We start from the raw sequence: 14,137 nt of genomic DNA on the forward strand, positions 1-14,137 counted from the left end.
AGAGTGGGTAATACGTAAAGGAGAAGCCAAGCAGCATACTTATACGGAAAACGAGAGGAGAATATAAAATGGCAGATTCGGAAAAGAATGCAATCGTCGTCGGAGCGGTCGCGGGCGCGCTGATCGGGGCCGGCCTGGCTGTACTGGTCGCCGCCCAGGAGGGCGCTTCGCTGAAAGAGAAATTCATGAACACGGTGAACCTGCTCAAGGATCAAGGGCAGACGCTCAAAGAGCGCAGCGGCGAACTTCAGGAGAAAGGCCAGGAAATCAAAGGCCTGCTCCAGGAGTCGGCGGAAGTGGCGCGCGAGTTCAAAGACGAAGCGAAATCGGCGGCTTCGGATATCAAAAGCGAAGTTCAGGGCTTCCGTTCTTGATCAGCGGGCAATACTATTTGCTTGATTAACAAAAAGCAGCATGACCAAAGAAGCCGTCCCCGAGACGGTTTCTTTTTTTTGTTAGGCAGCCCCCGTATTTCATCCGTTCCTTCGCACGCAAAAATCGAAACCCCGTCAAAAAACGTGAATCCCTTGCGCCGCACGGCTTTCTCGCTCCCTTTTTGCCCTTTCACGCCCCGGATCGCAAAAAACGTTACTCCCTCGAAACCTGACAATTGCCGAATTTCTTCGCTTTCGGTACATTAACGGTGCACCAACGAGGAAGCGCTTTCTTGAATCCGGCTTATTCGCATCCCAGACGGAAAGCGCCCCTCTCCCATACGACCGTCATGCGGCCGCATGAACGTGTCGGCAGTTCTTCCTTATCCGCCATTTAATCTTGATCGTTTCGCGCTCCGTCACGGGACGTATCAACCCAATCCACCCGGAGGTGAACAAATGGGCAGCCTGAATATTGGGGCGCGCAAAGACAGCAAGAGCCGTCTGAAGGAGCAGAGCGCTCTGGGCAGACGCAGAAGATGGAATATGAACAAGCCCCTGATCATCATGTTCCTGCCGATCGCCGTTTTTTTCATCCTGTTCAAGTACGTGCCGATGTTCGGCTTTATTACCGCCTTTAAAGACTACAATTTTGCGGACGGCATGTTCGGCAGCCCGTGGGTCGGCTTCGACAACTATAAGTATCTGTTCCAGAATCCCGATACGCTGGGCATCATCCGAAATACGCTGGTGCTGAGCATGCTGACCGTATTCGTCGGATTTCCTTTCCCCGTCATTCTGGCGATTCTGCTCAACGAAGTGCGGCGCTCCTGGTTCAAACGCTGGGCGCAGACGCTGCTGTATCTCCCGCACTTCCTCAACTGGGTGATCGTGGGCGGCCTGGTCCTGATGATGTTCTCGATCGAGACGGGCTTCGTCAACAACATCGTGGAACGCGTGACCGGCAGCGCTTATCCGTTCCTTTTCAAAGAAGGCTCCTGGATCACGATCTTCGTCGCTTCGGGCATCTGGAAAACGGCCGGCTGGTCGGCGATCATCTACCTGGCCGCGCTGACTTCGATCGATCCGAGCCTCTACGAAGCGGCCGGGATGGACGGGGCGGGCAAGTGGAAGCAGATCCGCCATATCACCATCCCCGGCCTGATGCCGACGATCATCCTGATGTTCATCCTTAATATCGGCAACGTGATGGATGTCGGCTTCGACCAGGTCTACGTGCTGCAGAATCCGGTCGTCGTCAACGTGGCGGAGGTTATCAGCACCTGGAACTTCAAGGTCGGCCTCGGTTCGGGACAGTTCAGCTACGCGACCGCGATGGGCTTGTTCGAATCGCTGATCGGGCTCACGCTGGTGCTGATCGTCAACGGCATCGCCCGCCGGTCGGGACGCGGCCTGTGGTAAGCGGAGGGGCGTTCCGGCCCGGCCGGGCGCCCGCGCAGTCATGAAAGAGAGGGGAGAAAGGCAATGAAGCCGACAAACGGCGAGAAAGTGTTTTACGGAGTCAATTACTTTATTTTGGCGCTGGCCGCTCTGAGCTGCCTGCTGCCGATCATTCACATCGTGGCGCTGTCGCTCAGCGGCAACGAGGCGATCACGCTGGGCAAGGTGGGGCTGTGGCCGGTGGACATCACGTGGACCGCCTACAGCAAGCTGATTGAGGACACGAACATCTTGGGCGCTTTCCGCAACAGTCTGGTCATTACGCTGGTCGGCACGGCGCTGAACATGGTCTTCACCATACTGGCCGCGTATCCGCTGTCCCGCAAGCACTTCTACGCAAGGCGTTTCCTGACGCTGGCGATCGTGTTCACGATGCTGTTCACGGCGGGCCTTATTCCGAACTACCTGCTGGCGAAATCGCTGGGACTGGTCGGCAATTACGGGGCGCTGTGGCTGCCGGGGCTCGTAAGCGTATACAATCTGCTGGTGCTGAAGTCCTTTTTCGAAAATATTCCGGAAGAGCTTGAGGACGCGGCGAGAATCGACGGCAGCGGCGAATGGCGCATCATTTTGCAGATCGTGCTTCCGCTGTCGGTGCCGGTCATCGCGACTATCGCTCTCTTTTACGGAGTGGCGCACTGGAATTCCTTCTTCAACGTGCTGATCTACATCAACGATCCCGAACGCTTCAATCTGTCGGTGCTGATTCAGAACATGATTCAGAGCCAATCGCTGATGTCGGAACTCGCGATGCTCGACCCGGACGCGTTCCGCAAGCTGACGCCCGAGTCCATCCGTTCCGCGGGCATTATCGTCATGATTCTGCCCATGCTGATCGTGTATCCGTTTTTACAAAAATATTTCGTCAAAGGCATGCTGATCGGGTCGGTCAAAGGCTAAAAAACCAAAACGGAGGGGTTAACGAATGAGCAAAAAGAACTGGAGCAAAAAGATGATGGGCGGGTTCGCGGCGGTCACGGCTCTGTCGATGGTGCTGGCGGGCTGCGGGACGAACGAGACGGCGAAGGATAACGGCAAGCAGAGCGCGGAAGGCGAAAGCAAGGAAAAGGTGACCGTCTCCATTTACGACCGCGGCCAGATTCCGAAGGAGGAAGGCACCTACGCGGACAACCGCTGGACGAAATGGATCAACGAAAACGGGCCGGTGAACGCCGAATTCGTGCCGATTCCCCGCAACGAGTCGCAGCAGAAATACAGCATGCTGTTCGCCTCCGGCGACGCGCCCGATCTGATTCTGGAATACGATACGGACTTCCTGAACTCGCTCTGGTCGCAAAAACAGCTGCTGCCGCTGGACGATCTGGTCGAGCAGCACAGTACCGAGTACAAGGCGCTGCTGGAAAAGGTGCCGGCGCTCAAGACGCTGGGGACGAAGCCCGACGGCAAACTGTACGAGATCGGCATGGTCACCAAACCGGAAGTGCTCGGCGCCATGGTCATCCGGCAGGACTGGCTCGACAAATTGGGGCTTGAAGTGCCGCAGACGGTCGACGAGCTGTACGCGGTGGCCGACGCGTTCGCGAATCAGGACCCGGACGGCAACGGCGTGAAAGATACGTTCGGCATGAACCTGAGCCAGTTCGCTTCTTTCTACGTGGACGCCATGTTCCAAAACGAGATGTTCATCATCGAAGACGGCCAGCTGATCCGCCAGTTCGACCGCATCAAGCCGGCGTACGAGTTCAAGAAAAAGCTGTTCGAGAACGGCATCGTCGATAAGGACTTCCTCTCGGACAAAAACGGCCAAAAAGCCGAGCAGGACTTTGCCAGCGGCAAGCTGGGCATCTATCTGGCTTATCGCGGGGTAATCAGCAAAAACTTCGATACGCTGAAAAATACCGATCCGAACGCGAAAGTAACGGCGATGGCTTTCCCGGAAAGCGAATTCGGCCGCTTCGGCCCCGACTTCAACCCGGCGCTTCAGATGACGGGAGCCGTTAACGCGAACGCGAAAAATCCGGAAGCCGTCATGAAATATATCGACTTCATGGTGAAGCCGTCGACGGTCGAAACGCTGACCAACGGTATCGAAGGCGAGCATTACACGAAGGAAGGCGACAAGATCAAGCCGATCGACGAGAAGAAGAACGAAACGGAAATGGGCTATCTGAACGACTACCGGATGTTCATGCCGAAATACATGGTGGAAAGCAACAACGTGGACGGCCGTCTGCTCGATTCGACCGATCCGATCGACCAGGAATGGCTGGCGGTCTCGGCGGAAATGGACAAGCTGTATCTGGATCCTGAGCATCCGCATCCGGGCTTCACGCACGCCAAGTTCCGGCCTTCGCTCGACAAGGCGATGACGACGACGTTCAACGACGGTTGGAATAACATGAACGACACGATGGCCAAAACGATCGTCAGCGGCAGCGGCTACACCGTCGATCAGGGCGTCGAAGACGTCAAGAAATCGTGGTACGCGTCCGGCGGCCAGGCGCTCGAAGACTGGTACAAAAACTGGTATCAGGAAAACAAAGACTCGTGGATCTTCATGGACGAGCTGTACACGATGAATTTCGAATAAGGGCCGCGCTCGCGGCACCGACCACAACCGCATAACGCAAATACACGGCTTCGGACGGCTTGCCTTCCGAAGCCGCTTGTTGGGAGGGGATATGATGCTTATCTACGATGAGGAGACGCTGAAGCGGACCCGAAGGCTGATCGAATCGGATCCGTCCGTGCGCCGGGGCTGGAACTCGTTCGCCGCCGATATGGCCGCGCGCGACGAAGCCTGGCTGGAGTCGGCACGGGAGAGGGTAGCCCTGCTGCGGCAGCGTTGGCTGACGTACGGCGGCAGCAAGCTGTTCACGCTCGGCAACGAAGTGCGGGAGCTGGCGAAAGAAGCGCAGAACTTGGCTTTCTACGCTCGGGTGACCGGCAGCGAAGAAGCCGTGCATCTCGTGCGCGGACTGCTGGCGCTGCTCGGCGAAGAAGAACGTTGGGTGTATCAGAGCGGCGGCGGACGAAGCTCCGATCTGTGGACGGCCGATATCGGCGTGTATTTATCTTCCGCTTACGATGCCGTGCGGGAATCGTGCGGGGAAGAGGAACGCCGCATGATCGAGGACATGCTGTACGGCAGAGCCTACGTGCCGCTCTATGAAGACTGGCTGCATCCGCTCAAAAAGATCCATGCGCTCGATACGATGGGACATAACTGGTGGATCGTCTGCGTGTCCGCGGCCGGCCTGCTGCTGCTTGCGCTGCGGGACCGCGTCCCGCATGCCGCGGAGGCGCTGCATACGATCACCGAGAGCCTTCGGGAATGGTTCGCCTATCCCGGCAACGTGCTTCAGAACAAGCAGGCCAATTTCGGCCTTGACGGCGATTATGTGGAGACGATGGGCTATCTGGATTATGCGCTGGGCAACTTTTTGGTGTTCGAGGCCGCTTATCGCAAGGCGTCGGGCGACGCGGCGCTCGGCGAGCTGCCGGTGCTGTCCAAGATCCCGGACCTCTATCTGGAAACGATCTATTGGAAGGACGGAAAAGTCGGCACGTTCCATTTCGGCGACGACGGCGACCGGAAAAAGCATGCTTACGTCTGGCTGCGTCTGGCGGATCTCCGGCGCCGGGGCGAACTGGTCGGCTTGTTCGCCGACATTAAGGGCGATCCCGGCGAAGCGGCGGAGTTTGCTTTTTACCCCGAGGGGCTGACCGCCAAAGTCCCGGTATCGCCCGATCGGGAAGGCGTCGCCGTGCTGGAACATTCCGGCTACGGCTTCGTCCGCTGGCACAGCGGCGGGGAGCAGGTCGTGCTCGCGGTCAAAACGGGGGAAAGCTGGAATCACAACCATCTGGACGCCGGCACGTTCATGCTGACGGTAGGCGGCCGTACCTTTGCCGACGATTCCGGCCACTGCGCGTACTCCAAGCCGCTGTATAACGCGTATTACCGGCAGTCCGCGGCGCATAACGTCGTTCTGTTCGACGGACGCGGCCAGCCGCCGGCGCTGATCGAGGAAGGAACGAAGTTCCCGGGCTCCATTCCGGAGTGGCTGGACATGCCGGGCTATAAGTATTTGCTGGCGGACTGCACGGGACCGTATTCGGGCTTATACCGGCGCTTCTACCGCCATTTTCTGTGCCTGGACGGCGCGATGGTGCTGATCGACGATCTGCAGGCGGAGAGCGGCGGAACGTTCGAATGGCTGCTTCATATGCCGGAGGGTATGAAAATATCGGGAGGGACCGCCGAACCGGAGTTGTCGATCGACAGCGCGGGGCGGGAAATGAAGGTGCTGCATCCTTATCCCGAACGCAAAGAATACGTAAAGGATAAAGGATATTTGAATTCTTTCAGCCGGGAGACGGGACTTGAAGACGTCTTCCCCGAAGCCGATTATGCCCGGGTCCGATCGGGTTCGGACGACGGACGCATCAAGTTCGTCAGCGTATTCCTGCTTCCCGAGACAGACGGAAACAGGGCGGCAGCGAAGCGGCTTGCAGAGCCTGCCGGGACGGAGATCGGCCCTGCGGCCGGGGACTCTTCCCCGTGCGATCCGGATATTCAAGCGATTCGCGTCAGTCATCCGGACGGCGGGCATACCGAGATCTTCGTCAACCGCAGGGCCGACGGCCGCGTCATGCACGACAATTCGCACGCCGCGTTCGGCGCCCTGGAGACGGACGCTTTCCTTGCGGCGCTGTCGCGCGACGCGGAGGGGCGCTTGTATCGGATCTCGCTGCATAACGGCAGCTATATCAAGTATGGCGGCCGCTGCTTGTTCAGCTCGCTGCTTAAGGCAAGCGCGGTATTGGATTATCGCGGCGGGGGGCTGCACGCGGCATCGTCGCTGTCGGCCGACGCCTGGTGCCATTTCGCGCTCGGCGCGCCCGAAGAAGAGACGGCGGATATTCATGCCGCCGAAGAAGCGCGGCGGGCGGGCTTAAGGCATGACCCCGATTCGGGGCTGTGGAAGCGGAAGATGGAAGCCGGGCGTTCGGAGTTCCGGCTTGTCCGGGGCACGGCGGACGGAAAGTAGGCAAGCGGCATCATCATTCATATAATCGGACGGAGGTTCTTCGGATGTTCAAAACGGAAGAAAAACTGCGTGCGCGCCTGACGGAGCTGGAAACGCTTCGCCACCGTACGCTGCACGCGTTCGGCGAATTGGATACGCTGCCGGACGAAGACGGCGCCATCTCGGCCGCGCCGCCGGCGGACGCGGCGGATTGGAAAAGCGTGCCGATCGGCGAACGATGGGCGGGACGGGATCGTTATCTGTGGCTGCGCCTGTCGGCCGAGCTGCCGGAAGTGCCGAAGGGGCACCGGCTCGTCGGGCTGTTCGATTTCGGCACGACGCCGCACGGCAACAGCCGCGGCTTCGAATCGCTGCTCTTCGTCAACGGAAGCCCGCGCCAGGGCGTCGATTCCAATCACAAGGAAGTGTTTCTGGACGACCTCGCCGGCGGGACAGCGAAGCTGCATTTTCGGCTGTGGTCCGGACTGGAAGGCGGCGGCCCCCCGACGGCGCAGGAGCATGTGCTGGCGCGGGCGGAAATCTCGCTGCTTCACGAGGCGGCGGACGATCTGTATTATACCGGCCGCGCGATGCTGGATACGGCGCTGATTCTCCAAGACAGCCGGGCCGAGCGCGATGAACTGCTGCTTGCGTTGAACCGCTCGCTGCTGCTGCTCGACTGGTCCCGGCCGGGCTCGGACGATTTTTACGCTTCGGCCCAGACGGCGCTGTCCGAGCTGAAGCGCCGCCTGGACGGGCTGCGCGCCGATTATCCGCAGCCGGCCGACCCCGTGACCGTCCGCTGCGTCGGGCATACGCATATCGACGTGGCCTGGCTGTGGCGGCTGCGCCATACGCGGGAGAAGGCGGCGCGATCCTTTTCCACCGTGCTGGAGCTGATGGAGCATTATCCCGACTATATGTTCCTGCAGACGCAGCCGCAGCTGTACGCCTACATCAAGCACGACTATCCGGAACTGTATGCCCGCATCCGGGAAAGGGTTGCCGAAGGACGCTGGGAAGCCGGCGGGGCGATGTGGCTGGAAGCCGACTGCAACTTGACGTCCGGCGAGTCGCTGGTCCGTCAGATCCTGCGCGGCACGCAGTTTTTCCGGGAGGAGTTCGGGACGGAGAACCGCTATCTGTGGCTTCCGGACGTCTTCGGTTACAGCTGGGCGCTGCCGCAAATATTGCGCAAGTCCGGCATCACCTCGTTCATGACGACCAAGATCAGCTGGAGCCAGTACAACCGGATGCCGCACGATACGTTCGTTTGGAAAGGGATCGACGGTTCGGAAGTGCTCACGCACTTTATTACGACGCCGGAGATCGAATTCCCGCAGGAGACCTATTACACGTACAACGGCTATGTCGTGCCGGAGACGGTTCAGGGCATCTGGGAGCAGTACAAGGATCGGTCGTTCAACCGCGAGCTGCTGCTCTGTTACGGTTACGGCGACGGAGGCGGGGGCGTCAACCGCGATATGCTGGAAATGCGGCGCAGGCTCGAACATATGCCGGGACTGCCGAAAACGATAACGGGCCGCGCGGACGACTACTTCGAACGGCTCGAGCGGACGGCGGCGGAGACCGAGTCGTACGTGCATACGTGGGACGGCGAGCTCTACCTCGAAAATCACCGGGGGACGTATACGAGCCAGGCGTGGATCAAAAAAGCGAACCGGCGCCTGGAACTTGCGCTGCGGCGTTCGGAGATGCTGAACGTCGCGGCCGGCCTGCTCGGGGATCACGAGTCGGAAGCCGGTCAGCGGCGTCTGAACGAAGCCTGGAAAATCGCGCTGCGCAACCAGTTCCACGATATCATTCCGGGCTCTTCCATCGGGGAAGTGTACGACGACGCGCGCGGGGAATACGCGGAAGCCGGACTGCTGACGCTGACGGCGGATGCGGCGTCCCTTGCCGCGCTGACGGGCGGCAAGGCGGAAGAGGAGGCAGGCGGGCAAACCGCCGCGCGCGCGTATACGATGTTCAACGACTCGTCCTGGGCCTGCGAAGGCGCGGCGGAAATTCCGGGAGAGCGGGAATCGGAGGCGAATCCGCCGCACGTTTCGGGTTCTTCCGCAGCCTCCGCGTCTGCAGGCGGGACTTGGCGGACGGCTGACGGCCGGGAGCTGACGGCGCAGCGCACGTCTTCGGGCTGGCTCGTAGAGACGGGAGGCATCGCCGCGCTCGGCTTCGCGGAGATCGCGTTCGAGCCGGACCCGGCGGGCGCGGGACGTTCCGGCAGCGCGGACGCTTCGGACGACGGGCGCTTCGTCTGGAAGGACGGCAGGCTCGAGACTCCTTTTTACCTCGTCGAATGGGACGAAGCCGGACGGCTAAGCCGCCTCTACGACCGCGAGCATCGGCGCGAAGTGCTGGCGGCGGGAGAAGCGGGCAACGTGCTTCAAGTCTTCGAAGACAAGCCGCTGCAGTTCGATGCATGGAATATCGATCTCTTTTATACGGAAAACATGCGCACCGTGGATCGGCTTCGGTTCATGCGCTTGAAGGAGAACGGGCCGCTGCGCGCTTCCGTCGAATTCGAATGGGCTTACGGCGATTCGCGGATTCGCCAGGAAGTTCGCCTGTACAGCGGCAGCCGGAGAATCGATTTCTGCACGAACATCGACTGGAAAGAACGGCGCCAGCTGCTGAAGGTCGCTTTTCCCGTCGATATCCGGGCGACCGAAGCTTCTTACGATATCCAATTCGGCAGCGTCAAGCGTCCGACGCACTGGAATACGAGCTGGGATTACGCGCGGTTCGAGACGGTGGGCCATCAATGGGCGGACCTGTCGGAGCGCGGCTACGGCGTCAGTCTGCTGAACGACTGCAAGTACGGCTACGACGTCAAGGGAAACACGCTCAGGCTGAGCCTTATCAAGTCGGCGGAATATCCCGATCCCCAGGCGGATCTGGGCGAACACGCCTTCACGTATTCGCTCTTCCCGCATGCCGGGGATTGGGCGGAAGGAGGCACGGCGCGGGAAGCCTGGAACCTGAACAGTCCTCCGGGCGTCTGGGAAGGCGCGTCGGGGCTTGACGGCCGTTCGCTGCTCCGTTCGTCGGCGGAGCACGTGGCGATCGACGCGGTCAAAATCGCGGAGGACGGGGACGGCATCGTCGTGCGCGTGCATGAATGCGAAGGGCGAAGCGGAGAAACGGAGCTGACTTCTTTCGCGGGTCCGATCCGCTGGCAGGAGACGGATCTGCTGGAACGGGCGCTCGGGGAAGAACGGTCGGGCGCGTGGCGTTTTCACATCAAGCCTTACGAGATCCGGACCTACCGGATTCGTTTCGGCGAGCAGGAGCCCGGCGCCGCCGAAGCGCCAGGCGAAGAAGACGGAAGCGGAATCGCGGGAAAAGGAGTGGGCGGCGATGAGTAAAAAAAGCACGGAAGGAGCTCCTTTCGGTACAGGGAAAGCTCGGATCGGAAACGGGGCCGCGGAGGATAGGGATAAGCCGGGTCCGGACCTTGAAGCGAACCGTCCGCCGGTCTTCGAGCGGGCCGCGGCCTATGTGCTGCGCCAGATCGACGCCGGACTCGACACGTTCGGACCATGCGCCTATCCCGCGCCTTCGAGCACGGGCGGCATTTATCCGGCCATTCCGAATTTCGAATGGACGTCGGGCTTTTGGACCGGGATGCTCTGGCTTGCCTACGAGCTGACTGGCGAGGCCAAATATCGGCGCGCCGCCGAGAGCCAGCTGCCGGATTACCGGGCGCGCCTCGACGGGAAAATCGGTACGGATACGCACGACCTGGGCTTCCTGTACAGCTTGTCTGCAGTCAACGAATATCGGATCACCGGCAACCCGAAGGCGCGCGAAGCGGGATTGATGGCGGCGGAGCTGCTGGCGGCCCGCTACTTGCCGGAGGCCGGCATCATTCAGGCCTGGGGGAATCTGAACGATCCCGAGGAGCGCGGGCGGATGATCATCGACTGTCTGATGAATCTGCCTCTGCTCTACTGGGCAAGCGAAGAATCCGGAGATCCCCGCTTTGCGGAATATGCCCGAAGCCATGTCCGGCAGTCGGCCCGCTATCTGGTCCGTCCCGACCGGACGACCTATCACACGTATTATATGGACGCGGAGACGGGAGAGCCGAAATACGGCACCACCCATCAGGGCCACGCCGACGATTCTTGCTGGGCGCGGGGACAGGCGTGGGGCATTTACGGATTCATGCTCAGTTATCTGCATACGCAGGATTCCGAATTGTTGCGGCTGTCGAAGACGCTCGCGGATTATTTCGCGGAGCGGACGCCGGCGGACGGCGTCGTGTATTGGGATCTCGTATTCCTTGCCGGAAACGCGCAGGAGCGGGATTCGTCCGCTTCGGCGGTGGCGGCCTGCGGCCTGCTGGAGATGGCGCGGCAGCTTCCTGCCGGCAGCGCGCAGCGGCAGGAAGCGGAACGCCAAGCCTTTGCCATCTTGACCGCGCTGGACGCCGGGTACACGACTCGCGATCTGCCGGGTTCGAACGGCGTGTTGAAGCACGGGGTGTATAACAAGCCCCGCGGAATCGGCGTCGACGAATGCACGATCTGGGGCGATTACTATTATTTCGAGGCTTTGGTGAGGGTATTGAAGCCGGAGTGGCGGCCGTAAGATTCGGTACCGGCCGCCCGGCGGTCGAAAAAAGAATAATAAGAAAGGCAAAGCGCTGCCTGCGCAGAGGACGATCGTCCTCTGCGCTTTTTTTTATTTCCGACTTTGTTGTTCGGAAAAATAAAGAATTTCCCGAGAAAGCCTCTTCATTAAATGTCGTTAAATGTCGAAAAATGAGTTAACGGCAATTCAATGCCTTAAAATTTTATTTATAACGGAGGCCGCTATGCGAGCAAAACGAAATCGACTGATGCTTTCTCTTACGGCAGGCACGCTTCTATTGTCCTTTATTTTTCACTTTTTTAACCGGTCGCTCGGCTTATTCGAGCAGCTGATGCACGAATCGGGCATGGGAGCGATGCATCAGGCGGCCTCCGGCGGCGATTATTCGCTGGTCTTGAATGTCCTGCTGGTTTTGCCGGCTCTTTTCCTGGGAGCGGCCTGGTTCTTTTATGCGCGAAGCACCGAGCATGTCGCGATTCCCGTAATGAATACGCTGGGACTCACGTTCGCCAGCATTTCGATTACGGCAGGCGGCGGCGGTTACGTGGAGTTCCACTTTTCGATCTTCATGGTCGTGGCGTTTCTCGTCTTCTATGAGAGCGTTGCGCTTGTCGCCCTGATGACGTCGATTTTCGCGGTCGTCCACGTCGTGGCGATCTTCTGGATGACGGAACTGTATCTGGGCAGCGAAACTTATACGTTTTCCATGCTTCTGCTCCACGCCGTGTTCCTCCTGCTGACAAGCGGCTCGATCATCTGGCAGATTATCGTAAAAAGACGCTTCGCCGAAAAGGTCGAGGTAGAACGCGAGGCAAAGCGGCTGGAGCTGGAACAGGCATTCGGCACGCTCAGCGATATGTCGGCCCGCTTAAGCGCCACGTTCGAATCCGTTGCGGAAAAGTCCGAAACGATCAGCGAATCGGGAAGAGGGCTGTCGTCTTCTTTCGAGGAATTGGCATCGGAGCTGGATCTTCAGTTGAAGTCCGTGGAACGCGCGGGGAACAGCCTGGAAGATATTTACGCGATCGTGGAAGAAACGCGCGAAGCGTCGCACGAAGCGAGCGCTCACGCCGAACGAACGCGCACCGCGCTGCCCGAAGCCGTCGAAGAGATGCAGCGTCTGCACGGCGGCATGGGCGAATTGTCCCGTACGGTCGGCGAGACGGCGGAGACGATCCGGGATCTGGACGAATCGGCGCGCGAAGCGGACCGTATCCTGCTTGCTATTCGAGAAGTGGCCGACCGGACCAATCTGCTGTCGCTGAACGCTTCGATCGAAGCGGCCAGAGCGGGCGAGCAGGGACGCGGATTCGCCGTTGTGGCCAGCGAAATCCGCGCACTGGCGGAGCAAAGCCGCAGCAGCGCGGAAGAGGTAAACCGGATCGTGGGCGGCATTCGCGAAGAGACCCGGCGTTCGGCCCAGCGGATGAACGACAGCCGCGAAATGGCGGAAGTCAGCCTGGAACAAACGGCGGGGGCGATCCGGCTGTTGGACGAAGCGGGACACAGCGCGTCGGAGCTGATCGGCGCGGTGGGATTGATCGGAGGACGCGTGGACAAGTTAGCCGAACGCTCCCGCCGAATCTCGGAAGACATGCACGAAGTCTCGGCGGTGGCGGGCCGCACGACGGACGCGCTGCGTTCTTTCGGCCGCACGACGCGCGATCAGGTCGAAGCCAGCCTCGAGATGAACGGCGAGCTGCAGGAATTGAAGCGGCTGTCCGGCGAGACGCAGCAGCAGAGGCTTGCGAATTAAGGCGGCATAGGGCCAAGAATGTAAAAGAAAAGGGAAGAAGCGGGGAGTTTCGCTCCCGCTTCTTCCCTTTTTGCGATGTCTTTCGGATCGTGTTCCCTTATCTCTTTCGCTTAGATCTTCTGCTCCCACAGCTTGGCCTGGTACTCCTTAACCTGCTGCTCGGACGCTTCGGGCCAAACGGTGCGGAAATTGTGCTTGTCCTGCGGAATAACCTCGACCATTTTGTCGATCATGTCCTGCGGATCGAACTGCTGCGCCAGCATCTGCTCGCCTTTCAGCAGGTCCGAACGTTTGGTGAAATTCGTTTTCTCGTCGTACCATTTTTCTTTCTCTTCGAACATCATGTCGTTGAAGCCTGTCTTGTACGGCCCCGGATTGATGGTCGCGACCTGGACGCCGTAGTCTTCGAGTTCCTGCTGGAGCGCCTGCGCGAACGCCTCGAGCGCGTGCTTGGACGCGCAGTAAGGCCCAAGGAACGGAGTGACGCTGAGACCGGCGATCGAACTGGTGAACACGATCTTGCCTTTCTTTTTGGCAACGAATTTGCGCGCGACAAGCTGGGTCAGTTCGATCGCGCTGAAGAAATTCGTTTCGAATACCTGGCGGACATTTTCCACCGGAACTTCCGCGAACGGTCCCGTATGGCCGATGGCGGCGTTGCTGACGAAAATGTCGAAATCGTGCTCTTCGACCTGCGCCCGATCAAGCGGATTATTCACGTCCAGCTTGAACACTTCGATATCGAGTCCTTCGGATTTGGCATAGTCGCGGAATTCCGGCACCTGCGAGATCGTCTCGACGGTAGCGATCACCCGATGGCCGGCGCGTGCCAAGCCGATCGCGGTTCCCTTGCCGAGTCCGCTGCCCGCGCCGGTGATGAAAATCGTTTTTTTGTTCGAAAAAATAGCCATGTTCGTGCCCTCCTCGTCTAT

General features: G+C 59.7%; 9 protein-coding genes. 8 read left to right on the forward strand and 1 reads right to left on the reverse strand.

Going from position 1 to position 14,137, the window contains the following annotated elements; genetic code table 11:
* Positions 1 to 68 precede the first annotated feature (68 nt).
* The 8 genes from GYN08_RS03720 (at position 69) to GYN08_RS03755 (ending at position 13,205) form a co-directional block, all read left to right on the forward strand.
* The gene (locus tag GYN08_RS03720; protein ID WP_166272598.1) at positions 69 to 374 is read left to right on the forward strand and encodes a YtxH domain-containing protein; all 306 of its coding nucleotides are present in this window, start codon (positions 69 to 71) and stop codon (positions 372 to 374) included.
* Positions 375 to 833: 459 nt separating this feature from the next.
* Complete coding sequence (locus GYN08_RS03725) at positions 834 to 1,796, forward strand: ABC transporter permease (RefSeq protein ID WP_166272600.1); 963 nt, start codon at positions 834 to 836, stop codon at positions 1,794 to 1,796.
* 63 nt (positions 1,797 to 1,859) lie between these two features.
* The gene (locus GYN08_RS03730; RefSeq protein ID WP_166272602.1) at positions 1,860 to 2,735 is read left to right on the forward strand and encodes a carbohydrate ABC transporter permease; all 876 of its coding nucleotides are present in this window, start codon (positions 1,860 to 1,862) and stop codon (positions 2,733 to 2,735) included.
* 25 nt (positions 2,736 to 2,760) lie between these two features.
* On the forward strand, positions 2,761 to 4,386 hold the full coding sequence (locus GYN08_RS03735) for an extracellular solute-binding protein (RefSeq protein WP_166272604.1): 1,626 nt from the start codon (positions 2,761 to 2,763) through the stop codon (positions 4,384 to 4,386).
* Positions 4,387 to 4,477: 91 nt separating this feature from the next.
* Complete coding sequence (locus GYN08_RS03740; protein WP_206023575.1) at positions 4,478 to 6,850, forward strand: heparinase II/III domain-containing protein; 2,373 nt, start codon at positions 4,478 to 4,480, stop codon at positions 6,848 to 6,850.
* A gap of 44 nt (positions 6,851 to 6,894) precedes the next feature.
* Positions 6,895 to 10,218, forward strand: a complete 3,324-nt coding sequence (locus GYN08_RS03745) for an alpha-mannosidase (RefSeq protein WP_166272608.1) — start codon at positions 6,895 to 6,897, stop codon at positions 10,216 to 10,218.
* Positions 10,211 to 11,446, forward strand: a complete 1,236-nt coding sequence (locus tag GYN08_RS03750) for a glycoside hydrolase family 88 protein (RefSeq protein ID WP_166272610.1) — start codon at positions 10,211 to 10,213, stop codon at positions 11,444 to 11,446. Before GYN08_RS03745 ends, GYN08_RS03750 begins: the two co-directional genes overlap by 8 nt.
* A 226-nt stretch (positions 11,447 to 11,672) precedes the next feature.
* Complete coding sequence (locus GYN08_RS03755) at positions 11,673 to 13,205, forward strand: methyl-accepting chemotaxis protein (protein ID WP_166272612.1); 1,533 nt, start codon at positions 11,673 to 11,675, stop codon at positions 13,203 to 13,205.
* Between the two features lie 110 nt (positions 13,206 to 13,315).
* Here the strand turns inward: GYN08_RS03755 and GYN08_RS03760 are convergent, their stop codons facing one another.
* Complete coding sequence (locus tag GYN08_RS03760) at positions 13,316 to 14,116, reverse strand: SDR family oxidoreductase (protein WP_166272614.1); 801 nt, start codon at positions 14,114 to 14,116, stop codon at positions 13,316 to 13,318.
* Positions 14,117 to 14,137 lie beyond the last annotated feature (21 nt).

The organism is Saccharibacillus alkalitolerans (assembly GCF_011090185.1).
In the GTDB taxonomy this organism is placed as follows: domain Bacteria; phylum Bacillota; class Bacilli; order Paenibacillales; family Paenibacillaceae; genus Saccharibacillus; species Saccharibacillus alkalitolerans.